General features: G+C 66.4%; 25 protein-coding genes. 8 read left to right on the top strand and 17 right to left on the bottom strand.

What is annotated here, in order from left to right:
- The first annotated feature begins 19 nt into the window (after nt 1–19).
- From J3R73_RS27685 to pcaF, 3 genes are read left to right on the top strand one after another with little or no spacing between them, the layout of a single operon-like run.
- Nucleotides 20–751 (top strand): 3-oxoacid CoA-transferase subunit A, encoded by a 732-nt coding sequence (locus tag J3R73_RS27685; protein ID WP_307434970.1) that lies wholly within the window; start codon nt 20–22, stop codon nt 749–751.
- 1 nt (nt 752) lies between these two features.
- The gene (locus J3R73_RS27680; protein WP_307434967.1) at nt 753–1,424 is read left to right on the top strand and encodes a CoA transferase subunit B; all 672 of its coding nucleotides are present in this window, start codon (nt 753–755) and stop codon (nt 1,422–1,424) included.
- 1 nt (nt 1,425) lies between these two features.
- Entirely contained in the window at nt 1,426–2,628 is a 1,203-nt protein-coding gene (gene pcaF / locus J3R73_RS27675; protein ID WP_307434964.1) for a 3-oxoadipyl-CoA thiolase, read from the top strand.
- A gap of 165 nt (nt 2,629–2,793) precedes the next feature.
- Here the strand turns inward: pcaF and J3R73_RS27670 are convergent, their stop codons facing one another.
- The gene (locus J3R73_RS27670; protein WP_307434961.1) at nt 2,794–3,762 is read right to left on the bottom strand and encodes an NADP-dependent oxidoreductase; all 969 of its coding nucleotides are present in this window, start codon (nt 3,760–3,762) and stop codon (nt 2,794–2,796) included.
- Nucleotides 3,763–3,948: 186 nt separating this feature from the next.
- Here J3R73_RS27670 and J3R73_RS27665 point away from each other — a divergent pair, with 186 nt between their 5' ends.
- Nucleotides 3,949–4,479 (top strand): TetR/AcrR family transcriptional regulator, encoded by a 531-nt coding sequence (locus J3R73_RS27665; RefSeq protein ID WP_307434958.1) that lies wholly within the window; start codon nt 3,949–3,951, stop codon nt 4,477–4,479.
- A gap of 130 nt (nt 4,480–4,609) precedes the next feature.
- Here the strand turns inward: J3R73_RS27665 and pobA are convergent, their stop codons facing one another.
- Nucleotides 4,610–5,782 carry a 4-hydroxybenzoate 3-monooxygenase gene (pobA, locus tag J3R73_RS27660; protein WP_307434955.1) on the bottom strand — a complete coding sequence of 391 codons (1,173 nt, stop codon included), beginning with the start codon at nt 5,780–5,782 and terminating at the stop codon, nt 4,610–4,612.
- A 125-nt stretch (nt 5,783–5,907) separates the two neighbouring features.
- On the opposite strand from pobA, the gene J3R73_RS27655 reads away from it, so the two are divergent.
- Nucleotides 5,908–6,783, top strand: a complete 876-nt coding sequence (locus J3R73_RS27655) for a helix-turn-helix domain-containing protein (protein WP_307434952.1) — start codon at nt 5,908–5,910, stop codon at nt 6,781–6,783.
- Here the strand turns inward: J3R73_RS27655 and J3R73_RS27650 are convergent.
- From J3R73_RS27650 to pcaD, 5 genes are all read right to left on the bottom strand, one after another.
- Nucleotides 6,765–7,832 carry a 3-carboxy-cis,cis-muconate cycloisomerase gene (locus J3R73_RS27650; RefSeq protein ID WP_307434949.1) on the bottom strand — a complete coding sequence of 356 codons (1,068 nt, stop codon included), beginning with the start codon at nt 7,830–7,832 and terminating at the stop codon, nt 6,765–6,767. The two genes, J3R73_RS27655 and J3R73_RS27650, sit on opposite strands and share 19 nt — an antisense overlap.
- Nucleotides 7,833–7,911: 79 nt before the next feature.
- Nucleotides 7,912–8,538: a protocatechuate 3,4-dioxygenase subunit alpha gene (gene pcaG, locus J3R73_RS27645; RefSeq protein WP_307434946.1), complete on the bottom strand. Its 627-nt coding sequence runs from the start codon at nt 8,536–8,538 to the stop codon at nt 7,912–7,914.
- Nucleotides 8,538–9,281, bottom strand: a complete 744-nt coding sequence (pcaH, locus tag J3R73_RS27640; protein ID WP_307434943.1) for a protocatechuate 3,4-dioxygenase subunit beta — start codon at nt 9,279–9,281, stop codon at nt 8,538–8,540. Before pcaH ends, pcaG begins: the two co-directional genes overlap by 1 nt.
- 28 nt (nt 9,282–9,309) lie before the next feature.
- Nucleotides 9,310–9,711, bottom strand: a complete 402-nt coding sequence (pcaC, locus tag J3R73_RS27635; RefSeq protein ID WP_307434940.1) for a 4-carboxymuconolactone decarboxylase — start codon at nt 9,709–9,711, stop codon at nt 9,310–9,312.
- Nucleotides 9,704–10,498, bottom strand: coding sequence for a 3-oxoadipate enol-lactonase (pcaD, locus tag J3R73_RS27630; protein ID WP_307434937.1), 795 nt, complete (start codon nt 10,496–10,498; stop codon nt 9,704–9,706). Before pcaD ends, pcaC begins: the two co-directional genes overlap by 8 nt.
- Nucleotides 10,499–10,603: 105 nt before the next feature.
- On the opposite strand from pcaD, the gene pcaQ reads away from it, so the two are divergent.
- A complete protein-coding gene (gene pcaQ, locus J3R73_RS27625; protein WP_307434934.1) occupies nt 10,604–11,548 on the top strand; it encodes a pca operon transcription factor PcaQ in 945 nt (314 codons plus the stop codon).
- A 21-nt stretch (nt 11,549–11,569) separates the two neighbouring features.
- Here pcaQ and J3R73_RS27620 read toward each other — a convergent pair whose 3' ends face one another.
- The 8 genes from J3R73_RS27620 to J3R73_RS27585 form a co-directional block, all read right to left on the bottom strand.
- Nucleotides 11,570–13,012: an aldehyde dehydrogenase gene (locus J3R73_RS27620; protein ID WP_307434931.1), complete on the bottom strand. Its 1,443-nt coding sequence runs from the start codon at nt 13,010–13,012 to the stop codon at nt 11,570–11,572.
- 60 nt (nt 13,013–13,072) lie between these two features.
- Nucleotides 13,073–13,858, bottom strand: coding sequence for a coniferyl-alcohol dehydrogenase (locus J3R73_RS27615; protein ID WP_307434927.1), 786 nt, complete (start codon nt 13,856–13,858; stop codon nt 13,073–13,075).
- Between the two features lie 30 nt (nt 13,859–13,888).
- Nucleotides 13,889–14,953 (bottom strand): branched-chain amino acid ABC transporter permease, encoded by a 1,065-nt coding sequence (locus J3R73_RS27610; RefSeq protein WP_307434923.1) that lies wholly within the window; start codon nt 14,951–14,953, stop codon nt 13,889–13,891.
- Nucleotides 14,950–15,846, bottom strand: coding sequence for a branched-chain amino acid ABC transporter permease (locus tag J3R73_RS27605; protein WP_307437732.1), 897 nt, complete (start codon nt 15,844–15,846; stop codon nt 14,950–14,952). Before J3R73_RS27605 ends, J3R73_RS27610 begins: the two co-directional genes overlap by 4 nt.
- Complete coding sequence (locus tag J3R73_RS27600) at nt 15,846–16,571, bottom strand: ABC transporter ATP-binding protein (RefSeq protein WP_307434919.1); 726 nt, start codon at nt 16,569–16,571, stop codon at nt 15,846–15,848. The genes J3R73_RS27605 and J3R73_RS27600 overlap by 1 nt, the downstream gene beginning before the upstream one ends.
- Nucleotides 16,568–17,308, bottom strand: coding sequence for an ABC transporter ATP-binding protein (locus tag J3R73_RS27595; protein ID WP_307434914.1), 741 nt, complete (start codon nt 17,306–17,308; stop codon nt 16,568–16,570). Before J3R73_RS27595 ends, J3R73_RS27600 begins: the two co-directional genes overlap by 4 nt.
- An 88-nt stretch (nt 17,309–17,396) precedes the next feature.
- Nucleotides 17,397–18,710 (bottom strand): ABC transporter substrate-binding protein, encoded by a 1,314-nt coding sequence (locus J3R73_RS27590; protein WP_370880026.1) that lies wholly within the window; start codon nt 18,708–18,710, stop codon nt 17,397–17,399.
- A 42-nt stretch (nt 18,711–18,752) separates the two neighbouring features.
- Nucleotides 18,753–20,168, bottom strand: a complete 1,416-nt coding sequence (locus J3R73_RS27585) for an aldehyde dehydrogenase (RefSeq protein WP_307437729.1) — start codon at nt 20,166–20,168, stop codon at nt 18,753–18,755.
- 365 nt (nt 20,169–20,533) lie between these two features.
- Here J3R73_RS27585 and J3R73_RS27580 point away from each other — a divergent pair, with 365 nt between their 5' ends.
- A complete protein-coding gene (locus tag J3R73_RS27580; RefSeq protein WP_307434912.1) occupies nt 20,534–21,463 on the top strand; it encodes a helix-turn-helix transcriptional regulator in 930 nt (309 codons plus the stop codon).
- A 354-nt stretch (nt 21,464–21,817) separates the two neighbouring features.
- Here J3R73_RS27580 and J3R73_RS27575 read toward each other — a convergent pair whose 3' ends face one another.
- Nucleotides 21,818–24,802 (bottom strand): glycosyltransferase 61 family protein, encoded by a 2,985-nt coding sequence (locus J3R73_RS27575; RefSeq protein ID WP_307434903.1) that lies wholly within the window; start codon nt 24,800–24,802, stop codon nt 21,818–21,820.
- A 19-nt stretch (nt 24,803–24,821) separates the two neighbouring features.
- On the bottom strand, nt 24,822–25,055 hold the full coding sequence (locus J3R73_RS27570) for a hypothetical protein (protein ID WP_307437845.1): 234 nt from the start codon (nt 25,053–25,055) through the stop codon (nt 24,822–24,824).
- On the opposite strand from J3R73_RS27570, the gene J3R73_RS27565 reads away from it, so the two are divergent.
- Nucleotides 24,985–26,622, top strand: coding sequence for a methyl-accepting chemotaxis protein (locus J3R73_RS27565; RefSeq protein ID WP_307434900.1), 1,638 nt, complete (start codon nt 24,985–24,987; stop codon nt 26,620–26,622). The two genes, J3R73_RS27570 and J3R73_RS27565, sit on opposite strands and share 71 nt — an antisense overlap.
- Nucleotides 26,623–26,645 lie beyond the last annotated feature (23 nt).

The raw sequence follows: 26,645 nt of genomic DNA, 5'->3' as shown, positions 1-26,645 counted from the left end.
GAGCTGAGAGGAAGCGCGTATGGACAAGACAGTCGCAAACCTCGCCGCCGCCGTGGCGGGGGTCGAGGACGGCATGACCGTGATGATCGGCGGCTTCGGTGGCGCCGGTGCGCCGATCGAGCTGATCCATGCCCTCATCGATCGTTTCCTCGCGACCGGCCGGCCGAAGGACCTGACGATCGTCAACAACAATGCGGGCAACGGCCATGTCGGCCTCGCCGCGCTGATCGAGGCGGGGATGGTCAGGAAGCTGATCTGCTCGTTCCCGCGCTCCGCCGATCCGGTCGTGTTCACCGATCTCTATCTCGCCGGGAAAATCGAGCTGGAGCTGGTGCCGCAGGGCACGCTCGCCGAGCGCATCCGCGCGGGCGGCGCCGGCATCCCCGCCTTCTACACGCCGACCTCCTACGGCACCGATCTCGCCATAGGAAAGCCGGTCGAGCAGTTCGACGAGCGGCCCTATGTCCGGGAACGCTGGCTGAAGGCCGATGTGGCGCTGGTGAAGGCCGAGACGGCCGACACCCACGGCAATCTCACCTACCGGGCGGCGGCGCGAAACTTCAATCCGCTGATGTGCATGGCCGCCGCCGTCACCGTCGTGCAGGCGAGACGGATCGTGCCGGCGGGCGGCATCGACCCGGAGATCGTCGTCACCCCCGGCATCTTCGTGCAGCAGGTGGTGGAAGTCGCCCATCCCGCGCAGGAAGAAGACCTGAACCGCGCCAATGCCGTCTATCCGGGAGTTGCCTGACATGACCGCCAAGCTCTCCAACAACCAGATCGCCTGGCGCGCCGCGCAGGACATTCACGACGGCGCCTATGTCAATCTCGGCATCGGCTTCCCGGAAAAGGTGGCGCAGTACCAGCCGCCCGGCCGCGAGGCGATCTTCCACACCGAAAACGGCATCCTGAATTTCGGCCCATCCCCTCCCAAGGGCGAGGAGGACTGGGATCTGATCAATGCCGGCAAGCGCGCCGTGACGTTGAAGCCGGGCGCCGCCTTTTTTCATCATGCCGACAGCTTCGCCATGGTGCGGGGCGGGCATCTCGATGTCGCGATCCTCGGCGCCTATGAAGTCGCCGAGAATGGCGATCTCGCCAATTGGTCGACCGGTCCGAAGGGCGTTCCGGCCGTCGGCGGCGCGATGGATCTGGTCCACGGCGCAAAGCGGATCGCGGTGATCACCGATCATGTCACCAAGGACGGCAAGCCGAAGCTTCTGAAGCGCTGCAGCCTGCCCTTGACCGGCGTCGGCTGCGTGACGCGGGTCTATACCTCGCTCGCCGTGATCGACATCGAGGGCGGGCACTTCGTCCTCAGGGAGAAGCTGCCTTCCATGTCGTTCGACGAGCTCCAGGCGGTGACCGGCGCCGACTTGCACGTCTCCGGCCCCGTCGCCGATCTGATCGTTCCGGAGCTCTGACATGACCGACGTTTTCATCTGCGACTATATCCGCACGCCGATCGGCCGCTTCGGCGGGGCGCTCGCCGCGGTCCGGGCCGACGATCTCGGCGCCATCCCGCTCAAGGCTTTGCTTCAGCGCAACGCCGGCGTCGATTGGGAGGCGGTCGACGATGTCGTCTTCGGCTGCGCCAACCAGGCGGGCGAAGACAATCGCAATGTAGCGCGCATGGCGTCGCTTCTCGCCGGGCTGCCGGTCAACGTCTCCGGCACCACGATCAACCGCCTCTGCGGCTCGGGCATGGATGCCGTCATCACCGCCGCGCGCGCCATCAAGGCGGGCGAGGCGGAATTGATGATCGCCGGCGGGGTGGAGAGCATGTCGCGCGCGCCCTTCGTCGTTCCCAAGGCGGAAACGGCCTTTTCCCGCAATGCCGAGATCTACGACACGACGATCGGCTGGCGGTTCGTCAATCCGTTGATGAAGGCGCAATACGGCGTCGATTCGATGCCGGAAACCGGTGAGAACGTGGCGGAGGATTTTGCCGTCTCCCGCGAAGACCAGGACGCCTTCGCCGTCCGCAGCCAGGCAAAGGCCGCCGCGGCGCAGGCCAATGGCCGGCTGACGCGCGAGATCACGCCGGTCACGATCCCGCAGAGGAAGGGCGATCCGGTCGTCGTCGAGAAGGACGAGCACCCGCGCGCGACGACGATCGAGGCGCTGGCGAAGCTGCCGACGCCGTTCCGCAAGGGCGGCTCGGTGACCGCCGGCAATGCCTCGGGCGTCAATGACGGGGCGGCGGCGCTGATCCTCGCCTCGGAAGCGGCGGCCAGGAGGCACGGCCTGACGCCGATCGCCCGCGTCCTCGGCGGCGCCGCGGCCGGTGTGCCGCCGCGGATCATGGGATACGGGCCGGTGCCGGCGTCGCAGAAGCTGATGGCGCGGCTCGGGCTCGGCGCCGGCGATTTCGACGTGATCGAGCTGAACGAGGCCTTCGCCTCCCAGGGCCTCGCCACGCTGCGCGCTCTCGGCATCGCGGATGACGATGCGCGGGTCAACCGGAACGGCGGCGCCATCGCGCTCGGCCACCCGCTCGGCATGTCCGGCGCGCGCATCACCGGCACGGCGGCGCTCGAACTCGCTCTCGCCGGCGGCCGGAGATCGCTCTCGACCATGTGCATCGGCGTCGGCCAGGGCATCGCGATCGCCCTGGAACGGGTCTGAGAGGCGGCCGCGACGGCGATCTTGACGGCACGGGGGATTCGCGGAACCCCGGCCCCCAAGGGTCGCATTGAAACAAGTCGGACCAGGGCGAGGAAGTTGGCGGCGAGCTTGTCGCAGCGTGTCGGCGACCGGCCCGTCATGCGCCTGTCCGGCTGCGGGGCCGAGCTACTGGCGCTTTGCTGCTGGATCGACCGCAATCAAAAGCTTGCCGTGGGCTCGTCCGTTCATGCTGATTTCTACTGCGTCCTGCCAATCATCCCATGTGAATATGCGGGCAATCGGGATCGAGAAACGCCCTTCTGCGGCAAGCTGGGCATAATCTCCAAGAACGTCGTAGCGATGAACCACTCCTTTCTCGCGCCCGGTCGTGCGGACGCCAAGGCCGCCCTCATCGAAATCACTGAAACTCATGACGCGGCGCGGATCGCCGCCGACGATCTCAATGAGATCAGGCAGCACGCCTTTGACCAAGGCCGTGTGCAAAGCGAAGTCAGGTGTTCCGCCCGAAAGCGCGCGAACCCGCTCGACCATGCCGTCGCCGTAAGCCGTTACCTTCGCGCCGAGGTCACGCAGGCGGCCGGCGAAGGTCTCTCCGGCCGTGGTGGTCACATTCGCCCCGCGCCGCAAGGCAATCTGGACGGCAGCAAACCCGGTCATCGTCCCTCCGCCATTGATCATGATGGTCTGGCCCTTGGACAGTCCGAGCAGATCGATACTCCTCGTCGCTGTCTCGACGGCCATCGGCAGGCATGCGGCGTGCAAAAGGTCCAAACCGTCCGGGACCGGAATCCACAGTTTGAGGACCGCAAATTCCGAAGCCCCTGCGGTCGCGTAGCCGATATAGTCGGGGACACCGAAGACAAGATCGCCAACGCGAACGCCGGCGACGCTATCGCCGATGGCATCGACGGTGCCCGACACATCGAACCCAATCCCACGCGGTGGAGGGAGGGGAATGAATCCGCGGCAGACGGCCCAATCGGCGGGATTGAGTGCGCAGGCATGGACGCGAATGCGGACCTGTCCCGGGCCCGGCGTCGGGATGGGGACGATGTCCAAATGCAGCACGTCAGTCGGATCGCCGTAGCTGCGGACGCGAAGCGCCTTCATCGTTGCGGTGTTGGAACTCGACACTGTGTCCTCCTCGGTGGCGCGCGCCTGCGAAACATCATCCTCACGCCCGCTCTTGCGATCGCGAGGCATCGGCGATAGCGTATCGTCATATGCTGACGTTACCCGTAAAGTCAGCTTGTGACAATACAGGATGATGTTTTGCCGAGGGATGCCCAGAAAGTGCGGCGGCGCTTGCAGGAGGCGGCTTTGACGCTGTTCCAGACGCGCGGTTACGAACAGACCACGGCGGCAGACATCGCGGCTGAGGCCGGGGTAACGCAACGGACCTTTTTTCGGCATTTCCCCGACAAACGAGAAGTGCTCTTCGGCGGCCAGGCGGAATTCATCGACGTGCTTACCAAGGGGGTCCTGAGCGCTCCACCGGGCCTCGGGCCGTGGGATACGCTGTTGCATGCATGTCGGACAGTTGAAGCGCTGTTCATCGAAAACCGTTCCTTCTCGGCGCCGCGCCGCGTTATCATTGCGGCCAATCCGACCTTGCAGGAACGCGCTCAGACGAAAACGCAAGACGTCATGGCCGCTCTGGCATCGGCGCTTCGCCAGCGCGGCGTGGCCGACCGTTCCGCCGATCTCGTCGCGCATATGGGCATGGCGGCGATGGGACACGCTGTGGCTGCCTGGTTCGAGAACGGATCGACGGACCTAAGCATCCACATTGAGAGGGCATTCAGAGAGGTGCACGATCTATCAGCGCATGACCCGGCACCGTCACGCTGATTTTCGCGGGTTCATAGGCAGTAAAACGGCCGGCCGCTGCATTGGACGTCCGATCATCGGCACAGATTGCTCCAAGGCGGAATGCCGGCAATCCGCCCCATCCGGTCATCGCAATTCATGGGTTCGCGGCCTAATAGGGCAGCCCGACATAGTTCTCGGCCACGCCCGCGGAGCCGACCGCGGAGTTCGCGATATAGTCGAACTCCGCTCGCTGCATGCGCTGCTCGAAAGGCGTGTTGGCCGGGAAGTGGTGCAGCAGGCTCGTCATCCACCAGGAAAACCGCTCCGCTTTCCAGATGCGTGCCAGCGCGCGCTCGGAATAGCGTGAAAGGCCCGCGTCGGAGTGCTCGCGGTAGTGCTCGATCAGGCCCTGCGAGAGATAGTGAATGTCGCTGGCTGCGAGGTTGAGCCCCTTGGCACCGGTCGGCGGTACGATATGAGCGGCATCTCCGGCGAGGAAAAGCCGTCCGAAGCGCATCGGTTCGGCGACAAAGCTGCGGAGGGGCGCAATGCTCTTTTCGATCGAGGGACCGACGGTCACGGCGGCCGCGACATCCTCGGGCACGCGGCGCCTCAATTCGTCGAAGAAGCGCTCGTCCGACCAGTCCTCGACCTTTTCATCCAGGGGGACCTGGACATAATAGCGGCTGCGGCCCGCCGATCGCATCGAGCACAGGGCGAAGCCCCGCGCGGCGTTGGCATAGACGAGTTCATGCGCCGCCGGCGGCACGTCCGCCAGGACGCCGAGCCAGCCGAAGGGATAGATCCGCTCGAATTCCCGGATCGAGCCGTCCGGCACCGAGCGGCGACAGACGCCATGGAACCCGTCGCAGCCGGCGATGAAGTCGCAGGCGAGTTCGGTTCGGACCCCGTCCTTGACGAAGGAGACGCGCGGTGCGGCACCGTCGAAATCGTGCAGCGCGACATCGTCGGCCTCGTAGATCGTGGTCGCACCCATGGCCTCGCGCGCGATCATGAGGTCGTGCGTCACTTCGGTCTGGCCGTAGACGGTGACCGTCTTGCCGCCCGTCAGGCCCTTCAGATCGATGCGATGGCGGCGGCCCTCGAAGGCGAGCGAGAAACCGTCATGCACGAGGCCCTCGCGGTGCAGCCGCTCTGCGACGCCCGCCTCTTCCAGCATATGGACCATGCCCTGCTCGAGCACACCGGCCCGGATGCGGGAGAGCACATAATCGCCGCTCCTGCGTTCGAGGATGACAGTGTCGATGCCCTGCCGCGACAGGAGCTGGCCGAGCAACAGCCCGGCCGGGCCGGCTCCGATGATGGCCACCTGTGTCCGCATGATCTTCCTCCCTCATCGATGCGGTCGAGCCGGCATCGTCCAATGGTCGGTGTTTTATGCGATCGCGGCTTGACGTGAATGGAGCATTCGCACAACTTGTTGGACAAATCGAACATGGCTTTGCAATGTCCACCGCTTCCGTCCCGGCCTATTGGCTCTATGGCGAGCGCCGCGGGGATCGCTTTCCCGACGCGCTGCACATCGAGACGATCGGCGATCGCAGCTCGATCAACAATTGGCGCATCCAGCCGCACCGCCACCAGGACATGCATCAGTTCTTCCTGATCGTCTCGGGAGGAGGCAGGGCGCGCATCGATGGCATCGATCATCGGCTCGCACAGGGAACGGCGATAGTGATCACGCCTTTTGTCATTCACGAGTTCTGGTTCGAAGCCGGAACGGTCGGCTACGTCGCCAGCGTCGCCGATGTGATTCTGCGGCGATTGTTCGAGGCCGAGCCGGCGACGATGCGGGCGCTTGCGAGCCCCCGCGTCGTGGATCCGTCGCCCGAACGCTCGGAAACAGGAGGGCTACAGGCCGCCATGCAGGCCGCCCTCGCCGAATTCGAGCGGAACGCCGGCGGGCGCGAAATCGCGCTTTCAGCCCATGCGGCCTTGCTGGCGACCTGGTTTGCCCGCGCGGCTAGCCAAATGTCGCGCTCGCTCGGGCCTTCGGCCGACGGCCGGATCGCCTTGGTCCAGCGCTTCGTGGCGCGCGTCGAGGCCGATTTCCGCAGCCACCAGCCGCTGGAGGCCTATGCACGGCAGCTCGGCGTGTCCGTGCCGCATCTGACGCGCTGCTGCCGCGAGACGCTCGGCCATCCGGCGATCCGGATCATCCACGACCGGCTCATGATCGAGGCGAGGCGCCATCTCGTCTACACCTCCATGGGCATATCGCAGATCGCCTTCGGACTTGGATTTTCCGATCCGGCCTATTTCTCGCGCTTCTTCGCGGCGCGCGCCGGTCTGCCGCCTTCGGACTATCGCGCCGCCGGTTGAGCGATTTGCGCATCGGGCAGGAATCGCAGCGCTTCGATCAGCTGCCGGGCGTGGCCCAGCGCCGCTCCCGTCGTGATCGCCATCTGCGGAAGCACCAGCCATTCCAGCGTCCAGGCCGCGCCGGATCTCTCGTTCTCGTGCACGAGCGCCTGCTGAAGCGTGCCCGCGAGGCCGGCATTGAAGCGGGCGAGGGCGATCAGCACTTCCGCCGCCACGGGATTCGACTTGTGCGGCATGGCGGAGGAACTGCCGCCGCCGGCGATCCGGACGGCGGCGACTTCGTTCTGCGCCATCAGTCCGACATCGGCGCCGATCTTGCCGAGCGTGCCGCTGGCGAGGGAGAGCCAGTTTCCAAACTCGACGATGCCGTCGCGGGCCGTGTGCCAGGCCGGCGCGCAGCCGAGGCCGAGCCGCGTCGCCAGCCTCTCGGCGACGAGATCGCCCTTGCCGTCGAGACCCGAGCGGGTTCCCACGGGGCCGCCGAACTGGACGACGAGAAGACGCGGCGCGATCTCGGCGAGGCGTGCGCGATCGCGTTCCAGGGGCCTGAGCCAGGTGTCGATCTTGTCGGCGGCCGTGAAAGGGAGCGCCCGCTGCATCCGCGTCTGCGCCATCAGGGCGGTCGCCCCCTGCGCCGCCTTCAGGCGTTCGAGCGCTTCCATCGTCCCCGCAAGGCGCGCATCGAGTTCGGCAGCGAGCGGCTTCAGCCGCAGGATCAAGCCGGTATCGACGACGTCCTGGCTCGTCGCGCCGAAATGCAGCCATTTGCCATGCGGCTCACCTACCGCCTGGCGCAGGAGCGCCACGAAGGAGGGCCCGACGACGCCATCCTTCGCCATGCCGGCGCGCAGCGCGTCGAGCGGTGGCCGGAAGCCGCGACACGCCGTCTCGATCGTGGCGGCAGCCTCGGCCGGCACGATGCCGGCCTCCGCTTCGGCGCCCGCGAGCGCCGCCTCGAAGGCAAGCATGGCCTCGATCTCGCGGCCTTCGGCGAAGAAGGCGGCGATCGCGGCGTCGCCGGCAAGGGCGTGCAGCAGGGGGAAGCTCATCGGTTCACTTCGCTCCGGGCACAGGACGGACAGGCTTGCGAGGCGGCCGACGGATCAGCTCCCGATGCCGCCGGCGCCGTCATATATCGAAGAAGACGGTTTCCGTCTCGCCCTGGAGATGGATGTCGAAGATATAGGTCGGCAGGCTTCCTTCGGCGGACCGTGCCGCGATCAGCGTCGGAACCCTGCTGCGATGCTCGATACGGGCGAGAACCGGATCGATGGCATTGGCGGCTTCCTCGTCGTCGAAATAGAGCCGCGTATGCAGGCCTATGTTGATGCCGCGGGCGACGATCCAGAAGGTGATGTGCGGCGCCATGGGCCGGCCGTCGAAATAGGGGACCTGGCCGGGCTTGATCGTCTCAAAACGATAAAGGCCTGTCACGCCGTCGACCGGTTGGCGCGCCCAGCCGGCGAAGGCCGGATCGGCGGTGCCGCGATGCTCGCCGCGGCCGGGATAGAGGCCGTCGGCATCCGCCTGCCAGATTTCGATCAGCGCATCCTTGAGGATGTTGCCGCCGCCGTCGATCACACGGCCGGTGATGACGATGCGTTCCCCCTTTGCCGCGGCTGGAACCGGCCCTGAGCCCAGATCCGCCGCGTAGACGCCGGTGATGCCGATGAAATTCGGGTTCGTGCCGATATGGACATAGGGTCCGGCAGTCTGCGACGGGCTCTCTGGCAGTCTATCGAGCTTCTGGGCCATCAATTACCCTCCTTGCGGTTCTCGAACATGGTCGAGCGGCGCCCACGCAGCACGATGTCGAACTTGTAGGCGAGCGTATCCATCGGCGGCGAAGCCTCCCGGTCCAGGGCGGCGATGAGCGTCTCGACAGCTTCGCGGCTCGGTATGCCCCTGACGATCGGGCACTGCCAGATCATCGGATCGCCCTCGAAATACATCTGCGTGATCAGGCGCTGCGCGAAGGCATGGCCGAAGACCGAGAAATGGATGTGCGCCGGCCGCCAGTCATTGACGCCGTTCGGCCAGGGATAGGCGCCTGGCTTGATCGTGCGGAACCAGTACCGGCCTTCCTCGTCGGTGATGGCGCGTCCGCAGCCGCCGAAATTCGGATCGATCGCCGCCAGATAGGTTTCCTTCTTGTGGCGATAGCGGCCGCCGGCATTGGCCTGCCAGAATTCGACGAGCGCGCCGGCCACCGGCCGGGCATTCTCGTCGAGAACGCGGCCATAAACGATGGTGCGGGGGCCGATCGGGTCGCCCGTCGTCGCGAAATTGCGGATGAGGTCGTTGTCGAGCGGCCCCAGCATGTCGTGGCCGAATACCGGGCCGGTCATCTCCGAGATCGTGTTGCCGAGCGAGAGCAGCGCCTGCTTCGGCGACCGCAGCACCGAGGTCTTGTAGTCGGGCGTGAAGGCCGGCGGATGCCAGGATCGATCGCGCTGGAAGAATGCGCCGTCCTGATAGGATGAATTCTGGTTTCGCATGATGGGACCTCCTCCCGATCTTCCGCCGTCAGCCCGTGGTCTTGGCCTCGGCGTCCATTTCCGCATAGGTTTTTGCGGCAATCTTGAAGGCGTGGTTCGCTGCGGGCACGCCGGCATAGATCGCCACATGCAACAGCGCCTCCTTGATGTCGTCCATGCTCGCGCCGGTATTGCCGGTGGCGCGGACATGCATCGCCACCTCGTCATGGTGGCCGAGCGCGGCCAGAAGCGCGATCGTGAGCATCGAGCGCTCGCGCTTGCTGATCGTGTCGCGCGACCAGACCGAGCCCCAGGCGCTTTCGGTGATCAACGTCTGGAAATCCGCGTTGAAGGCGGTGGTCGAGGCGACGGCGGCGTCGACATAGGGCCCTCCCAGAACCGCGCGTCGCGTGGCCAGGCCGGTCTTGTAGCGCTCGGTCGGCTCAGACATGTCCGTTCTCCTCGAGATGGCGGGCGATCAGGGCGGCGAGCGCAGCCGGCTGCTCGACCGGCGGGATGTGGCCGCAGGATGCAATCGTCTCGAACCGGGCGCCGCGAATGCGATCGGCCGTGGCGCGGACGAGATCCGGGGGCGTGGAGAGATCCTGATCGCCGGCGACGACCAGGGTCGGCACGGAGAGGGCGCCGACGCGCCCGGTCAGGTCGGCGTCGCGGAGCGCCGCGCAGCTGCCCCCATAGCCCTCCGGCGGCGTCCGCAGCAGCAGGTTGCGCCAGCCCGCGAGTTCCACCGGCCGCGCCGCGCGGAAGCTCGGCGTGAACCAGCGCTCCATGACGGCGTCGGCGATCGGGGCGAGACCGCCGCTTCGCACGGCGTCGATGCGGGCATTCCAGCCCTCCGTCGTGCCGATCCTGGCGGCGGTATCGGCGAGGACGAGCGCCGCCACACGCTCCGGCGCGCGGAGTGCCAGATTTTGCGCGATCAGCCCGCCGATCGAAAGCCCGACCAGCGCAAACCGGTCCAGCTTCAGATGGCCGGCGAGGGCGAGCAGATCGTCCGTGTGATCGTCGATCGAATAGGGCCCGGCGGGAGCATCGGAGAGGCCGTGACCGCGCTTGTCATGGAGCACGATATGCCAGCGATCGCGAAGACGCGCGGCGACGTCGTCCCAGATGCGGAAATCGGTGCCGAGAGAATTCACCAGGACGATCGCCGGCGCGTCGGTCGGTCCCACCGAGGTCCAATGGATCACCTGATGGTTCAGCAGCGCAAACGCCATGGCAGATCAGGGTCCTTTCAATGACGATTCCGGGAGAATAGGACGTGGCGGATATTCATGTAAAATGAGATTATCGGCTGTTATTATAACTCCGGAGTTATAGCTATGGATCTGACACGCGGCGATATCGTCGATGGGCGGATCAAGCTGCGCCATCTCGTCTGTTTCCTCGAAGTCGCCAGATTGAAGAGTGTCGTGCAGGCATCGTCCGTGCTCGGCCTCAGCCAGCCGGCTGCTTCGAAGACGATCCAGGAACTGGAGGCGATCCTCGGCGTCGAATTGTTCGACCGGAGCCGCCGCAATCTCATCCTCACCAGCTATGGCGAGGTTTTCCAGCGCTATGTCGGCGCGAGCCTGACCTCGCTGAAGCAGGGTGTCCGCTCGATCGGGCAAGCCGGCAGCGCCGTCATCTTCACGGTCGGAGCCCTGCCGACCGTATCGGCCAGCATCCTGCCGGCCGCGGTCATGCATTTTACCGCCCGGCAACTCGACATGACGCCCCGCATCCTCACCGGCCCCAACGCCTTCCTGATGTCCCAGCTTCGCGTCGGCGAGGTCGATCTCGTCATCGGGCGCATGGCCGAACCGGAAGCGATGCGCGGATTTGCCTTCGAGCACCTCTATTCGGAGGCGATCGCGCTGATCGTCCGGCCCGGTCATCCGCTTCTGGCCACGCCGAGTTTCGATATGGGTGCGATCGGCGGCTTCCAGATGCTGATGCCCCCGCCCGGATCGATCATCCGGCCGATCGTCGACCGCTTTCTCGTCGCCAATGCGATCGGGCCCTTGCGCGGCGGCGAGATCGAGACCGTTTCGGACGCCTTCGCGCGCAGCTATGTCCGGGCCACCGATGCCGTCTGGATCATCTCGCAGGGCGTCGTCATCGACGATGTCGCGCATGGCTTGCTCGCAATGCTGCCGGCCGATACCGCCGACACGCTGGGTCCCGTCGGCCTCACCACCCGCGCCGACACGCCGCCGACGCTTCCGGTGCAGCTTTTCGCCCAGTCGGTTCGCGATGTGGTGGCCGATCGCGCCGGCCCCGGTTGAGCCGGCGCGATCGTCTGGCGATCAGAACGGGTAGGGCTGCGGGCCCTCGATCGTCACCCAGCGCAGCTCCGTGAATTCGGCAATCACCGCCTTGCCGCCGAAGCGGCCATAGCCGGAGGATTTTACGCCGCCGAACGGCATTTGCGCCTCGTCGGCGACGGTGGGTCCATTGATATGGCAGATGCCGCTCTCGATCCGCTTGGAGACCGCGAGCGCCCGCTTGATGTCCTGACCGAACACCGCGGAGGAGAGACCGTATTCGGTGTCGTTGGCGACCCGCACGGCTTCGTCGACGCCGTTGACGCGGATGATCGGCTTCACCGGACCGAAAGTCTCTTCCACATAGATGCGCATGTTCGGTGTGACGCGGTCGATCACGGTCGCTTCCACGACGGTGCCGGTCCGCTTGCCGCCGGCCACGACGATGCCGCCCTTTGAAACGGCATCCGCGATCAGTTCGTCCATCCGCTCGGCCGCTTTCAGGTCGATGAGCGATCCGAGCACCACATGGCCGCGCGGATCACCGGCCGGCAGCGAGGCCGCCTTGGCGGCGAACTTGGCGACAAACGCATCGGCGACCTTTTCGTCGACGATCAAGCGGTCCGTCGCCATGCAGATCTGGCCCTGATGCAGGTAGGAACCAAAGGCTGCCGCCGAAACCGCCTGGTCGATATCGGCATCGTCGAGGACGATAACGGGCGCCTTGCCGCCGAGTTCGAGCAGCACCGGCTTCAGATGCTCGGCCGCGAGCTTGGCGATGATCTTGCCGACTTTCGAGGATCCCGTGAAATTGACCCGTCGAACCGCAGGATGGGCGATCAGCGCCTCGACGACGGCCGGCGCGTCGGCAGGGGCGTGGGAGATGACGTTCACCACGCCCTTCGGGAAGCCGGCATCGTTCAACACCTGTCCGATCAGATGGTGCGTGCCGGGGCACGCTTCGGACGAGCGCAGGATCACGGTATTGCCGCAGGCGAGCGGAGCGGCGATGGCGCGGACGCCGAGGATGACCGGCGCGTTCCAGGGCGCCATGCCGAGCACGACGCCGGCCGGCTGGCGGATGGCCAGCGACAGGATGCCGGGCTTGTCGGAGGGGATGACCTCGCCGGTGATCTGGGTCGTCAGCGCGCCGGCCTCGCGCAGGATGCCGGCGGCGAGATGGACGTTGAACCCGGCCCAGGGCGCCGTGGCGCCGGTCTCCTCCATCATCAGCCGGGTGAAATCGGCCACGCGGCTCTCCAGCATGTCCGCGGCCTTCACAAGCAGCGCGCGCCGCTCGCCGGGGCCGGTCTCGGACCAGCTTTCGAACGCCTTGGCGGCCGAGGCGACGATCGCCTCGACATCGGCGAGGCCTGCCGCGGCGGCGCTGGTCGCGACGGCGCCTGTCACCGGGTCCCTGCGGTCGAAGGTTGCGCCGGAGGCGGCATCTGCCGCTTCCCCGTCGATGATAAAGCCAATTTTCACGGTTCTCTCCTTTTCGGGATGCCGGCCGCGACGGGGCCGGCCATGGATGGCGGCAGCGGCCTAGAAGCCGAGGACGTCCGCATTGATGGAGGCTTCCAGTCCGCCGTCGACCGGCAGATTGGTGCCGTTGATCCAGCGCGCCCCGTCGGAAGCCAGGAACAGGATCGCCGGCGCGATGTCGGGCGCGCTGCCGGCCCGGCCGACGCGGGTGATGTCGCTGTCGACCCGCGCATCGCCGAAGACCTGGCGAAACTCCTTGAGGATCGGTGTCGAGACCGGGCCGGGGCTGACGGCGTTGACGCGGATGCCGCGGTCCCTGAACAGGCTGAGATGAGCGGCCCGCTGGGTCCACAGAAGCAGCGCTTCCTTCGAGACCGGATAGCCTTCGCCTTTCGCAATGGCGAATTCCTCGAGGATCTCGTTCGGGTCCGGGAAGCCCTGCACGCCGACCAGTCCCTTGGCCCGTTCGAGATTGGCCCGCCAGCCATAACCGGCGATCGAAGCGACATTGACGATGGAGCCACCCTCGCGAATATGCGGAGCGACGGCCTCGGAGAGCGTCCTGAGACCATAGAAGTTGATCGCGATCGTCTTGGCGTCGCCGAGCGTGCCCGAAACCCCGGCGACATTGGCCAGGGCATCGATGCGCTGGGGCAGGCGGGCGACGAGATCCGCGATCGACGCCGGTGACGACAGGTCGGCCTGGATGAACGAGGCCATCGGTGTGGCGGGAACGCGCTGGTCGACGCCGATGACGTCGGCACCGGAAGCCAGGGCGAGTTCGGCCGTGCGGGCGCCGATGCCGGACGAGACGCCGGTGATGAGGATGGTCTTGCCGAACAGCATGGTCTGTCTTTCGTTTCTGTTGGGAAGGGGTCAGGGCGTGCCGGCCGAGGGCGTCGCGCCCCTTTCGCCGTCATCCGGCGGGCTTGTTCCGGCCGTCGGCTCGATGCCGAGAATGCGGTAGCCGAGCGGCAGCAGGCTCAGGCCGAAGCGGCGCTCGAGCCAGCCCCAGATGCCGCGCGGCACGAAGAGCGAGAAAAGGAGCGCGGTGGCGCCGAGCCCGACCAGGTACCAGACGCCGCTGCCGCCGAACCACGCTTCGATCAGGAAGAAGATCAGCGCACCGAGGATGGCGCCCTCGAACGTTCCGAGGCCCCCGACCAGCACCATGAAGATCATGTAGGCCGTCCACTGGACGCCGAAATAGGTCTTGGGCTGAAAGGTGATCGCGGTCGAGAGCCAGAGCGCGCCGGCGAGCGCCGCACCGAAGGCGGCGAAGACATAGATGATCCGCTTGGTTGCCATCACGCGCACGCCCAGGGCGGCGGCGGCCTCCTCATTGTCGCGGATCGCCTGGATCGCCGAGCCGATGCGGCTCCTGAGCAGGACGAACAGGATGACGAGGATGGCCGTCATCGAGCCGAGCGCGGCCCAATAGTTGAAGGCGTGCCGCTGATCGGCGTCATAGGCGTTGAGCGCGATCAGCGAGGTGCCGGTCTCGCCCTGGACCAGACTGTCGAGATTGACCAGGAGGTGGCAGAGCTCGGCCAGGACCCACATGCCGATCGCGAACTCGCCGCCCTTGAGCCGCAGCATGAAGCTGGAGATTGGCAGGGAGACGGCCGCGATGATGACGGCCGCGAGGACGAGCGACACATAGACGTTGAGGCCGGCATCGGCGAGCCGCACGGCGGCATAGGCGCCAAGCCCGAAGAAGGCCTGCTGCCCCACGGAGACGAGACCGCCATAGCCGGCGAGCGCGTTCCAGGTCACCGCGAGGATGACATAGATGAAAAGCGTCGTCAGCTTGTCGATCGCGTTGTTGCCGAAGAAGAACGGCCCCGCTGCGAGCATGACGAGAAGGAGGGTCGCGCCGAGGATGGACAGGCGCGACAGCGGCGTCCATCGCTCGACCCGGATGGCTGGATCCCGGCTCATGCGGAACGCCTCACGATCTTGCGGAACTTGGTGCCGATCGCCTCGCTTTGGAGACGTCCGAACAGCACGGCGAGGAAGACGGCATGACCGGTGATCAGGAAGCCCTGCGGGTTGATCTGGGCGCCGAGGCTCTGGGCGACGCCGAGTACGACGCCGCCGATGAGCGTTCCCCAGAGCGAGCCGGCGCCGCCGATGACGGCCGCCTCGAAGGCGAAGATCAATTGCGGCCCGCCCGCATAGGCGTCGAAGGTGGCGCGCATGCCGAGAAAGGCGCCGGCAATGCCGACGGTCACGAGGGCGATCGCCGCCGCCGCGGCATTGATGCGCTTGGCGTTGATGCCGATGAGGCCGACCGTATCCGGATCCTCGGCCGTGGCGCGGATCGCCCGCCCCAGCTGCGTCTTCGTCAGGAAGAGTTGCAGCCCGCCCAGGATCACGACCGCCGTCACGAAGGTCAGCGCCGCCAGCTTGCCGATGTAGATGTCGTCGGTGATCGTCCAGCTGTCATAGGAAAGCTCGTCGATGAACGGCGCCAGCGAACGGGTATCGGCGCCGAACCGCTCGAACAGGAGATTGTCGAGCACGATCGACAGGCCGAATGTCGACAGGATCGGCACCAGCATGCCGCCGCGCTGGCTCCGCTCCAGGATCGTCCGCTGCAACACCCAGCCGAGAGCCGCCATGGCGGGCAGCACCAGGATCAGGCCGGTGAACGGATTGAGCCCATATTGGTCGGCGAGCACGAACAGCGCGAAGGCGGCGACGATCGCGAGGCTGCCATGCGCCAGATTGATCATGCGCATCACGCTGAACATGAAGGACAGACCGCAGGCGATCACGGCATAGTAGCCGCCGAGCAGGATGCCCTGCACGATCTGGTTGACCCAAATCATCATGCGTGCAGCCTCCCCTTGGCGCTGCCGAGGCCGAAATAGGCTTCGGATACCTGCTCGCGCGTGATCTCGCCGCGCTTGCCTTCCAGCACGATCTTCCCCTCCAGCATGCAGACGATCCGGTCCGCGACCCGCATCGCCCGGCGCAGATCCTGCTCGACCAGGATGATCGTCGTGCCGCCCTGGATGAGCGTATCGAGCGAGGCATAGACGCGGTCGACGGCGAGCGGCGACAGGCCGAGCGAGACCTCGTCGAGAAGCAGGATCTCGGGGTTCGTCATCAGCGCGCGGCCGATCGCCGTCGCCTGCTGCTCGCCGCCGGAGAGATTTCCGGCCTTCGCCTTGCGGCGCGGCACCAGATTGGGGAAGGCCTCGAAGACGCGATCGATCGTCCAGGGACCCTTGCGGCCGGCCGAGCGCGCGAGGATGAGGTTTTCCTCGACCGTCATCTGGCTGAACAGACGCCGGCCCTCCGGGACGAGCGCGACGCCGAGCCCGACGCGGCTGTAAGCGGGAATATGCGTGATATCCACGCCGCCGAAATGCACGCTGCCCCCGAACGGGATATGCGCGCCCGCGATCGCCCGCAGCAGCGTGGTCTTGCCCGCGCCGTTGGCGCCCACGAGCGCGACCGTCTCGCCCTTTTCGACGGCGAAGTCGATACCGCGCACCGCCTGGAGCAGGCCGTGGCGGACGTCGAGGCTCTTGATCTCGAGGAGGCTCATTCGGCGCTCCCCCCGAGATAGGCTTCGACGACCGCCGGCGTTCTCATCACCGTCGCGGGGTCGCCGTCGGCGATGATGCGGCCCTGGTCCATGCAGATCAGGCGATCGGCCACGGCGAGCAGGATGTGGACGATGTGCTCGATCCAGACGATGGCGATGTTGCGCCGGCGCAGTTCACGGATCGTGGCGACGAGCTCGTTCGCCTCGCCGTCCGTCAGTCCGCCGCCGATCTCGTCGAGCAGCAGCAATTTGGGATCGGTCGCCAGCGCGCGCGCCAGCTCGAGCCGCTTGCGGTCGAGCAGGCCGAGCGTCTCGGCGCGGCGGTTGGCGAGATGGAACATGCCGCAGAGGCGCAGGGAATCGAGCGCGCGCTCATAGCCCTCCTCGCGCGGAAAATCGCCGCCATTCGCCGCCGCCACGAAGACATTCTCGAACACCGTCATGCCGCCGAAGGGGCGGGGGATCTGGTGCGTCCGGACGATCCCGCGCCGGCACCGCTCCGCCGCCGGGACATGGGTGACGTCCTCGCCGATGAAGCCGATGGTGCCGCTGGTCGGCGGATGCGCACCGACCAGCACGCTCAGAAACGTCGTCTTGCCGGCGCCGTTCGGGCCGACGATTCCGACCGCTTCGTCGGCGCGCATGGAGAAGTCGATCCCGTCCAGGACGACCAGCGCGCGAAAACGCTTCCGAAGCCCCAAGACATTGATGATCGGCTGGTCTGTTGCCTCGCTCACGCTTGGATCCATTCGGGTCTGCTCTGTCGCCGCGACAGGAAAGGGAGAGGATGGATCTCCCGCATGTGAAGGCGGGAGATCGGCCGCGTCAGCCGTTGAGCGGCTGCAGCTTGGTGGCGATCGGCACGTTCGGGTCCGTCGCATTGTCGGTGACGACGAAGTCGAGCTTGAACTTCGAGCCCGGCGCCGCCTTCACCCATTGCGTGCCGACGATGGGACCGGGGGATACGTTCGGCACGGGGCCGCTCGTGAAGTCGACCTTGCCGGAGATGGTGACGGTATTGAGCGTGCTGATCGCCTTGGCGATCTCCGCCTTGCTCTTGGGGTCGGTGCTCGCCTTGAGCGCGGCAAAGCCGGCGTCGAGAAGCGAGAGGGTGGCGCCCAGTTGCTGCGTCCACTGTTTGCCCGAGCTCTCCTCATAGCCGCTGGCGAGCGCCTCACCGCCGATGCCGGTGAGCGAGGAGGCGTAGGGGAAGCTCTTGTGCCAATAAGCGTTGTTGCCGAGGTTGTAGCCGAGCGTGCCGAGCGCTTCGACGCCGTCCGGGAAAAGACCGGTCTTGGCGAGCTGCGCGATCTTCAGCTGCTTGCGCAGGCCCTGTTGCGCCGCCTGGCGCCAGAAGGCGGCGAAATCCGGGGGGATCGGGAAGGAATTGAAGATCTGGACCTTCTCCTTCCTGAACAACGAGATCTGCGACGAATAATCGGTCGTCCCGTCCTCATAGGCACCGGGATCGATGATCGTATAGCCGGACTTCTCCAGCAAGGGGACGAGGTTCGCGCGAATGGCATTGCCGTCCGCATCGTTGGGATAGAGAACGCCGACCTTCTTGTTGTTCTCGATCAGGGCGAACTGCGAAACATACATCTTGTAGAATTCGCCGACGCCGAAGCCGAAATGATAGGTCCATTTGAACGGCGAGGGCGCGCCCGGCTTGGCGCCGCGGCCGAAATACCAGGCCTCCCAGGGCATGACGGTCGAAAGGCATGGCACGCCGGCGGCTTCGGCGGCGTCGGCGACCGGATTGATCGTCTCCGGCGTCGAGACGGCCAGGATCAGATCGACCTGATCGGCGTTGATCAGCGACTTCGCCAATTGGCTGGCGCGCGAGGGATCCGATTGCGTGTCGACATCGATGATCTGGATCTCGTAGGTCTTGCCGCCGATCGCAAGGCCTTTGGCCAGCGCCTTGCGCGCCAGGTCAAGCACATAGCCGTCGGTCTGGCCGAAGCCGGACAGGGCACCGGTGCGCGGGCTGACGAAGCCGACCTTGATGACATTCTCGGCGCCGGCCGCGAACGCTCGCCCTTGCGTCGCGAGCATCAGACCGCCGGCGCCGATGCCGGCCATCACCTGGCGGCGATTGGGGCGCAGGCCGGTCGATTGGATTGGATGATTGGACATTTTTTCCTCCCTCTTCGTTCCCCGATATGCCGAGGTCCGGCACTAGATGGGGTAGCTTCCCGGCTGGCTCGACACCGTGATCCAGCGTAGTTCGGTAAACTCGGGAATGGCGGCGAGGCCGCCGAAACGGCCATAGCCGGACGCCTTCACGCCGCCGAAAGGCATCTGCGCCTCGTCCTGGACAGTCGGGCCGTTGATGTGGCAGATGCCCGATTCGAGCCGCTTGGCAACATCGATGGCGCGCTTGACGTCACGGCTGAAGATGGCGGACGACAAGCCGTATTCCGTGTCGTTGGCGACACGAACGGCCTCGTCGATGCCGCGGACCCGAACCACGGCGACGACCGGCCCGAACGATTCCTCCGAATAGATCCGCATGGCCGGCGTCACATGGTCGACGACGGTCGCATCCATCAGCGTGCCATTGGCATGGCCCCCGACGCGCAGCACGGCGCCTTTGGAAAGGGCATCCTTGACCAGCGAATCGATCCGCTCGACCGCATCGAGCCCGACCAGGGCGCCGAGCGGCGTCGTGCCGCGGCGCGGATCGCCGGCCACGAGCGTCGCGGCCTTGCGCGCCAGCTTGTCGACGAAGAGGTCGGCGACCTCTTCGTCGATGACGATGCGCTCCGTCGACATGCAGGTCTGGCCCTGGTTCATGAAGGCGCCGAACGCCGCCGCGGCCACCGCCTCGTCGAGATCGGCATCATCGAGAACCAGGAACGGCGCCTTGCCGCCCAGTTCCAGCAGGATCGGCTTCAGATGGCGTGCCGCGACCTCCGCAATGAGGCGACCGACGCGCGTCGAACCGGTGAAATTGATGCGGCGGACGGCGGGATGCGCGATCAGCGTCTCGACCACCCGGGCGGCGTCGGCGGGCGCATTGCTGACGACGTTGACGACGCCCTCACCGAGCTCGGCGTCGCGGAAGGCCTCGCCGATCAGCCGATGCGTGCCGGGGCAGAGTTCCGACGTCTTGAGGACGACGGTGTTGCCGCAGGCGAGCGGCATCGCCAAGGCGCGCACCCCGAGAATGACGGGCGCGTTCCACGGTGCCATGCCCAGCACGACGCCGACGGGCTGGCGGATGCCGAACGCCATCATGCCGGGCTTGTCCGTGGGGATCATCGTGCCGGCGACGGAGGTGGTGAGGCTGGCGGCCTCGCGCAGCATCTCGGCGCCGAGAGTGACGTTGAACGCCGCCCATGCGGCGGTGGCACCGGTTTCCTCCGCCATGACGGCGATGAACGCTGCCCGGCTCCCCTCGATCCGGTCGGCGGCCCGCATCAGGCGGCTTCGGCGCTCGCTTGGCCCGAGTGCCGACCAGCCCGGATAGGCGGCGGCAGCCGCGGACCCCGCCGCAACCGCATCGGCCAGCGTGGCCGCAGCGGCGCGGCTTGCAATTTCACCCGTGACGGGATTGAGCCGGTCAAACGCCCTGCCATCCGAGGCTGGCATGTCGTGATCGCGCAGAAGCAGGGGAACATTGAGCACGGCGTCCTCCTCCGACGACAGGCCATGGAAATCCGGTCCCGAGAGTGAATGTCTCCAGGCTCGTCGAAAGGCTGCAAACGACCGTTCGCGTCGTTCACCGTTCGCGTCGTGGCGACGTCGACGGGGAAGTCTCTTTCGTTTCGAAAAAACCGATGCTTCGCGCTTGCTCCTCGAAAGGCGAATCGCTTGTTTCCTCTGACTATCCAGTTCTTTGGCTGGATTGACGATCGACAGTAAGCCTCAGCCTGACCGTGGGCGGAATGCATTATTCTGGATATAAGTGGTATTTTCCTGGATAATCGCTATGTTTCCGGGGGAGCCCGCCTGCAATGCCCAATTCCTATCCTTCGCCGCCGGCCCTGGCGAAGCCGGACCGGATCCTGCGCGCCGACGCAGCCGTCATCGCGTCGAGAATAGAGACGGCCCTTGCCGAGCGTAGCTGGTCGATCGCCGAACGTGAGCGGCGTCGCCATTGCCAGCTCTTCTTCGTTTCCCATGGCCGCGCGGTCTTCACCAGCGTGGACGGGCATGGGATGGAGCTGTTCGCACCGGCCATGCTCTGGCTGCCGCGGCCGGTCGCCGGCGAGTTTCGGCTGCAGGCCGGCAGCGACGGCGTCACGGCGATGATCGCGGAGGATTTCGTCTGGCGCGTCATCGGCGACAGCCCGGTCGCCGCGCATCTGAGGCCGATGCTGGAACGGGCGGCGGTGGCGCCGGGCGAGCGGATCGCACCGCAGCTTGCCGAGATCGAGGCCTCGCTCAACGCGCTCGTCCGGGAATCGCGCGAGCCGCAGGCCGGAGGTGCCGCCATGATGGCGCTTCATCTCGGCGTCGTCCTGCTTCACCTCTGGCGCGCATTGGGCCGCGGAACGGCCATCACGCAGCGCGGCAGCGGCGTTGCGACCGTCCAGCGGTTCCGGCAGCTGATCGAACTTCACTATCGCGAGAATCTGAGTGTCGATGAATATTCCGACCGGCTCGGCGTGACGCGTGCGCATCTCCACGACGCCTGTCTGCGCGCCACGCGGGAGACGCCCTTGGCGCTGATCCATGTCCGCCTGCTCGAGGAGGCCCAATCGCGTCTCGAGCAGACGGACCTGTCGGTGGAGCAGATCGGCTACAGCCTCGGTTTCCGCGATCCGAGCTATTTCAACCGCTTCTTCAAGCGCTTGTCGGGCGTGACACCCGGCGTCTATCGGCAGCGCGGTCCGGTCGCGCGCACGACACGCGAGCCGCCCTCTTTCGCGGCATGGCCCTGAGACGGGCTGCGGCCGCGCAGGCGTGAACCGCCGGCGGCAGGAGGTTCATGACGCTCATCAGCGCGCGACAGGATCGTCGCCGATCGTCGCCAGCAGGCCTGTGCCGTGCGCCTCGATGCGCGACAGCGTGCGCGCGCGGAAATTCGACTTGTTGCTGGGCGCCTGTCTTTCTGGCGCCGCCCGATCAGAGTCGCCGCGACAAAGCCGCTCTGGAATTGCGCCTGGCTGAACGGCCCCTCGGCGGATCAGGCGACGTATGGATGTCGCAGGCCCCTTTCCGACGAACGCGCCATTCGTCGTCTCGTCGGTCCCTGCTCTCGTCGCGATCGGAATTTTCCGATCTTCCCGAATAGGTCAGCGATCGCCGTCGAGCAGCCCGTAGAGCGTGCGGAGCCTGTCGATGTCGACGTGGAGGGAGGCCTGGAACCCCGTGCCTTCGAGGCCGGTACAGAATTGCATCGCGTGGCGGAGGCCGAGTTTTTCGGATATCAGCCAGAAGAACGGCCGCATCTCCACGGCCGGCATGAACTCGATGACCCTGGTGCCGGGCTCGCAGAAAAGCAGGTTCGCCAGGCCGGCGCCGTGGGCGCCGATCACGAATTCGGCGCGCTGGAACAGCAGGATCTGGTCCTCGATGTCGGTTCCCTCGAGCTGGACCGTTTCGAAGCCGCGCGGGCGAAGCAGGGCTTCGACCGCTTCGAAATTGTCGATGGCCCGCGTCGGCCCGAGGCGCCTGATGAGAAGGCGCTTGTCCCGGGGACCCCGCCTTTCGGCATATCGGGAGGCGATGCGGCGCTGGAATCGCCTCACATGGGCGGCGGGGATGCCCTCCATGATGTCGTGGCTCTCCAGCCAGACCGCCTCGCCGACCCGGGCCATCGGAGGCGGGGCCTCGACGACAGGCCATGCGTCGAACCCCAGCGCCGCGAGGGAGGCGCGATGGTCGAAGGCCGCGTCGATGTCCATCGTGCGCGGCAGCGCGATCCGGAGGCCGAGGCTCTGGCCGACCGTCTGCGTCAGCACGTCCAGCGCCAGCAGGCCCTCGGCCACCCAATGGTAGTAATTGTGCAGATTGCCGTTGAAGAAGATGGCGAACGCGCCGTCGAGCGGGGGCGCCTCGGCGAGGGCCTCCTTGCGGACCCGGATGCCCGTGGAGGTCCTGGTCAGCCACGGCGCATCCTTCGGCGCGACCTCGACATAGCCGGCATCCTTGGCGAAGCCTGACCCGTCGAAGATCGCGCCTTCCGTGTACCGCGACATCGAGACATAGGGGTCACGCAGGCGGCGAAGCGCGAGGTCGTCGGGCACGGCACCCAGCCGGGCGCTGCCGGCGTTGCGATAGCGCGTCAGGAAAAGCCGCCGGTCGGATGAATCGGCGAAGATCGGCTCGCGGCGATAGAGGGTGGCCTCGCTCGCGCAGCGCCATCGCGAATGCGGCACCCGAAGGAACGCCGCCAGCGAGCCGACGCCATGGACGGGGGCCGAGGAGGAAACCGCCGCGACGAAGGTCCGATCGGCAGCCCCGGGCGCAGGGGCCGGCGTCGCCGGCGCGCCGCTCGCTTGCGGCCCGGCCCCCGAGGGCGCCCCCGCCAGCACGCTCGGCTGGATGTATAGAAATCCCTTCAGCTTCCATGCCGATCGCCGGGGCGGCGAGCGCACATCCTCCTGGTCCGGCGTCTGCAGGAAGACGGTGACCAGGCCGTCCTCTTCGCTTTCGCAGGACAGGGTCACGATCCGGTCCGCCCCGGGCTCGATCGCAACCTGCCGCCGCGCCCCCGATGCGGCGCGCATGTCGATCCCGCACGCCTTCGAGCCCGATGCCGAGAACCGGAAGACGATGACCACCGTGGCACGGGGCGCCCGGCCTGCTCGGAACCGCAGGACGGAGAGAGGAGCGGAAGCGGCGATGCCGGCCGCCTGGGGGACGCCCCATCCCGACACGCAGGCCGCATCGCCCGACAGATGCCCGAGGACCGCTTCGCGGGCGCTGCCGTCCACCCGCCTGCCGATCTGCAGGAATATGTTGGGCGGCAGCGAGATGGCCGAAGGGGAGAGCGATGGCTTCGGCGGTGCCTGCAGCTCGGCCGTCACCCCGAGCATGATCGCGGCGGCACAGTTCCGCCAGGACCGGAGCGGGAACCGTTCGGCGATCTCCATTTCGCGCTCCGCCCGCCGTTCAGGCTCGTCCAGATAGCGGACGAGCCGGGCATATCCGTCCCGGACGTTGTAGGGATCGATGTAATCGGCGAAAGCGCCGCCGACCTCGGGCACGCCGCCGGCGGCCGAAGCCAGGCAGATCTTGCCATGGGCCAGGCTCTCCCCGACCGGCAGGCCCCAGCCTTCGTCGAAGCTGGGGAATATCGTCAGGAGGCAATGGCGATAGAGCAGGTCCAGCGCCCGGTCGGACAGGTCGTGCAGGAGGACGATCCGGCCGTCGAGATGGCTGCAGGCCTCGATCTGGCGCAGGATGTCGTCGACCAGCCAGCCCTTGCGTCGGGCGAGCACCAAAGTGGGGATTGAGGGGCGGCCGGCGTCGGCCATCAGCTTCCAGATGTTGAAGAGATAAGGCAGGTTCTTGCGAACCTCGAGGGTGCCGACGCAGAGGACGAACGGCGAACGCAGGAGAGCCGCCACGGCGTCGCCGGCCTCGGTCCCGCGGCCCGGTCGCTTCGGCAGGTCATGTCCGAGCGGGACGACATGGATCGGGATCGAAGGGAGGTCGCGTTCCCGACGATAGGCGGCCAGCGCCTCCCTGTTGTAATTGGAGGACGTCATGACGAAGTCGGCGAGGGCCAGGACTTCCACGAGCGGCCTCACCAGCCTATTGCCGGTATTCTCCTCGAAATATTCGGGGCGGGATATCGGCAGGATGTCGTGGAGGAACACCCCGAGCGTGACGCCGCAATCCCGGAGCTGCCCGACGAGCCGTCCTACGCCGGCGACCGTCCAGAAGGCCCCGGTTGCCAGGAAGAGATCGCCGGGACGGACCGTCACGGGCACGGTGCCTTCCAGCACAGTCCGGATCCGGCTGCGCAGCTTCGAAGCGGATCCGGCGCCGATCCGGTCGACGATCCCCAGCAATTGGGGCTTTGCGACCATACGCAGACCGCCCTCGCCGAAAACCGTGAACGCGACTTCGGGCCCCTGGGGCGGGCTCTCCAGATGGCGAATCAGCTCGCATTGAACGCGCTGGATGCCGGAAACCGCCCGGGTCAGGCGCAAATGCGAAAGCAGGTCCGTGATGTCCAGATAGAGGAGGGGGCAGCGGCCTTCGCCGGCCGGCCTGCTGCGGCTCGTCGCGACGGAAGCCGTCGGGCGCGCCTCGCGGCGGCCGCTCAAGAATTGCATCCCAGCAAAATCACATCCGCAGCGGCAGATCTTCAATAAAAGGAAAGCAGTGACTGTCAGTCTTCGCTACTGATCGATTCGGCGCAAGCCTGTTCTGATTCTGCCCGATCTCGAACCATGCCCGACGAAATGAATAAGCCTGCAAGGGTGTAACCCGGAGGGAAGCGCGCGATATGAAGAAATTAACGATCAGAAACCGTATATTGCTGAGTTTTTTTGCTGTGCTGGTGATCATTTCGATCATGGCTGCCGTTGTCCATCTCTGGCTCGCCGAGATCGAGCGTGAAGCCAAGACCATTGGGTTCAGCACCGGGCCTGCTCTCTACTTCAGCGCGCAAATGCAGAACGCCGCGATGAACTCCTACAGCCTGATCGAGGAGTTTGCGCTGCAGGACAATCCGTCCGATCGGGCCCGCGTCGAAAGCGAGATCAAGATCACCCTCGGCGACCTCGACCAGCGCCTCGCCAAATACAAGACGACGATCGATACGGAGGAAGACCAGAGAAATTACGATGCGGTGCACGACCTCGTCGGTCAGCTGTCTTCGGCCGAAGAGGCCGTCCTTCAGCGCGGCCGCGCCAGCGATGCGTCCGGCGCGGTTGCGGATGTCCGCGCCGACGTAAGGAACGGGCCAAAGCCGGTCTTCACCAGGATCCAGGCAGCGCTCGCGACGATGTTCGAGTTCAACAAGGGCGAGGCCGACACGTCGACCCGGCGCATCGTGACTGTCGTCCGTTCGGCCGAGACCGGGCTCGGCATCGGCTTCCTCGCCGCCGTCGCCCTCTCCTGCCTGTTCGGATATCTCCTCTTCCGTGCCGTGATGATCCCGCTGGGCCGGCTGCTCGGCGCCGTCGAGACGATGCGGCAGGGCGATTTCAGCGCGCGCCTCCATCTGGAGCGGCAGGACGAGTTCAGCACGCTGGGCGCCGGGTTCAATGCCATGGCCGACGATCTCACCGGCCTGATCGGACAGGTGCAGAAATCGAGCATCCAGGTCAACACCTCGATCACCGAAGTCGCGGCCACCTCGAAGGAGCAGCAGGCGACGGCGCACGAGATCGCGGCGACGACCACGGAGATCGGCGCGACGGCCAAGGAGATCGCGGCGACGTCGAACGAACTCGCCCGTTCCATGAACGACGTCTCCGCCGTGGCGGAACAGACGGCCACGCTGGCCGGCGGAGGCCAGGCGGGCCTGGCGCGCATGGAGACCACCATGCGCCACGTCGTCGACGCCGCAGCCGCCATCAACGCCAAGCTCGCCATCCTCAGCGAGAAGGCCGGCACCATCAACCAGATGGTCACGACCATCACCAAGGTGGCCGACCAGACCAATCTCCTGTCCCTGAACGCCGCCATCGAGGCGGAGAAGGCCGGGCAATATGGGCGCGGCTTCGCCGTCGTCGCCACGGAAATCCGCCGCCTCGCCGACCAGACCGCCGCCTCGACCTACGATATCGAGCAGATGGTCAGGGACATCCAGTCGGCGGTCGCCGCCGGCGTGATGGGCATGGACAAGTTTTCCGAGCAGGTCCGCCGCGGCATGTCGGAGGTCCAGGAAGTCGGCGGCCGGCTGTCGGAGATCATCGAACAGGTTCAAGACGTGGTGCCGCGGTTCGAGGCGGCGAACGAAGGCATGCAGGCCCAGGCGGCGGGCGCGGTGCAGATCAGCGAGGCCCTCGGCCAGTTGAGCGAGGCCGCGCAGCAGACGGTCGAATCCCTCCAGCAGTCGACGCTTGCCATCGACGAACTGAACCAGGTCTCCAGCGGGCTGCGCACCAGCATCTCGCGCTTCAAGCTCAGGGCGTGACCCGATTCATCCTGCCGCCGGAG

Origin of the sequence: Labrys monachus (assembly GCF_030814655.1) — a bacterium.
Taxonomy (GTDB): Bacteria; Pseudomonadota; Alphaproteobacteria; order Rhizobiales; family Labraceae; genus Labrys; species Labrys monacha.
The sequence above is the reverse complement of the archived record's forward strand: the minus strand, read 5'-3'. Positions and strand labels throughout refer to the sequence as shown.

What these genes read in the sequence shown, in the direction of transcription:
- J3R73_RS27685 (WP_307434970.1), top strand. Translation starts at nt 20, where the DNA reads ATGGACAAGACAGTCGCAAACCTCGCCGCCGCCGTGGCGGGGGTCGAG.
- J3R73_RS27680 (WP_307434967.1), top strand. Translation starts at nt 753, where the DNA reads ATGACCGCCAAGCTCTCCAACAACCAGATCGCCTGGCGCGCCGCGCAG.
- pcaF (WP_307434964.1), top strand. Translation starts at nt 1,426, where the DNA reads ATGACCGACGTTTTCATCTGCGACTATATCCGCACGCCGATCGGCCGC.
- pobA (WP_307434955.1), bottom strand. Translation starts at nt 5,782, where the DNA reads ATGCGGACACAGGTGGCCATCATCGGAGCCGGCCCGGCCGGGCTGTTG.
- J3R73_RS27655 (WP_307434952.1), top strand. Translation starts at nt 5,908, where the DNA reads ATGTCCACCGCTTCCGTCCCGGCCTATTGGCTCTATGGCGAGCGCCGC.
- J3R73_RS27650 (WP_307434949.1), bottom strand. Translation starts at nt 7,832, where the DNA reads ATGAGCTTCCCCCTGCTGCACGCCCTTGCCGGCGACGCCGCGATCGCC.
- pcaG (WP_307434946.1), bottom strand. Translation starts at nt 8,538, where the DNA reads ATGGCCCAGAAGCTCGATAGACTGCCAGAGAGCCCGTCGCAGACTGCC.
- pcaH (WP_307434943.1), bottom strand. Translation starts at nt 9,281, where the DNA reads ATGCGAAACCAGAATTCATCCTATCAGGACGGCGCATTCTTCCAGCGC.
- pcaC (WP_307434940.1), bottom strand. Translation starts at nt 9,711, where the DNA reads ATGTCTGAGCCGACCGAGCGCTACAAGACCGGCCTGGCCACGCGACGC.
- pcaD (WP_307434937.1), bottom strand. Translation starts at nt 10,498, where the DNA reads ATGGCGTTTGCGCTGCTGAACCATCAGGTGATCCATTGGACCTCGGTG.
- pcaQ (WP_307434934.1), top strand. Translation starts at nt 10,604, where the DNA reads ATGGATCTGACACGCGGCGATATCGTCGATGGGCGGATCAAGCTGCGC.
- J3R73_RS27615 (WP_307434927.1), bottom strand. Translation starts at nt 13,858, where the DNA reads ATGCTGTTCGGCAAGACCATCCTCATCACCGGCGTCTCGTCCGGCATC.
- J3R73_RS27610 (WP_307434923.1), bottom strand. Translation starts at nt 14,953, where the DNA reads ATGAGCCGGGATCCAGCCATCCGGGTCGAGCGATGGACGCCGCTGTCG.
- J3R73_RS27605 (WP_307437732.1), bottom strand. Translation starts at nt 15,846, where the DNA reads ATGATTTGGGTCAACCAGATCGTGCAGGGCATCCTGCTCGGCGGCTAC.
- J3R73_RS27600 (WP_307434919.1), bottom strand. Translation starts at nt 16,571, where the DNA reads ATGAGCCTCCTCGAGATCAAGAGCCTCGACGTCCGCCACGGCCTGCTC.
- J3R73_RS27590 (WP_370880026.1), bottom strand. Translation starts at nt 18,710, where the DNA reads ATGTCCAATCATCCAATCCAATCGACCGGCCTGCGCCCCAATCGCCGC.
- J3R73_RS27585 (WP_307437729.1), bottom strand. Translation starts at nt 20,168, where the DNA reads ATGCCAGCCTCGGATGGCAGGGCGTTTGACCGGCTCAATCCCGTCACG.
- J3R73_RS27580 (WP_307434912.1), top strand. Translation starts at nt 20,534, where the DNA reads ATGCCCAATTCCTATCCTTCGCCGCCGGCCCTGGCGAAGCCGGACCGG.
- J3R73_RS27565 (WP_307434900.1), top strand. Translation starts at nt 24,985, where the DNA reads ATGAAGAAATTAACGATCAGAAACCGTATATTGCTGAGTTTTTTTGCT.
- J3R73_RS27570 (WP_307437845.1), bottom strand. Translation starts at nt 25,055, where the DNA reads ATGATCGAAATGATCACCAGCACAGCAAAAAAACTCAGCAATATACGG.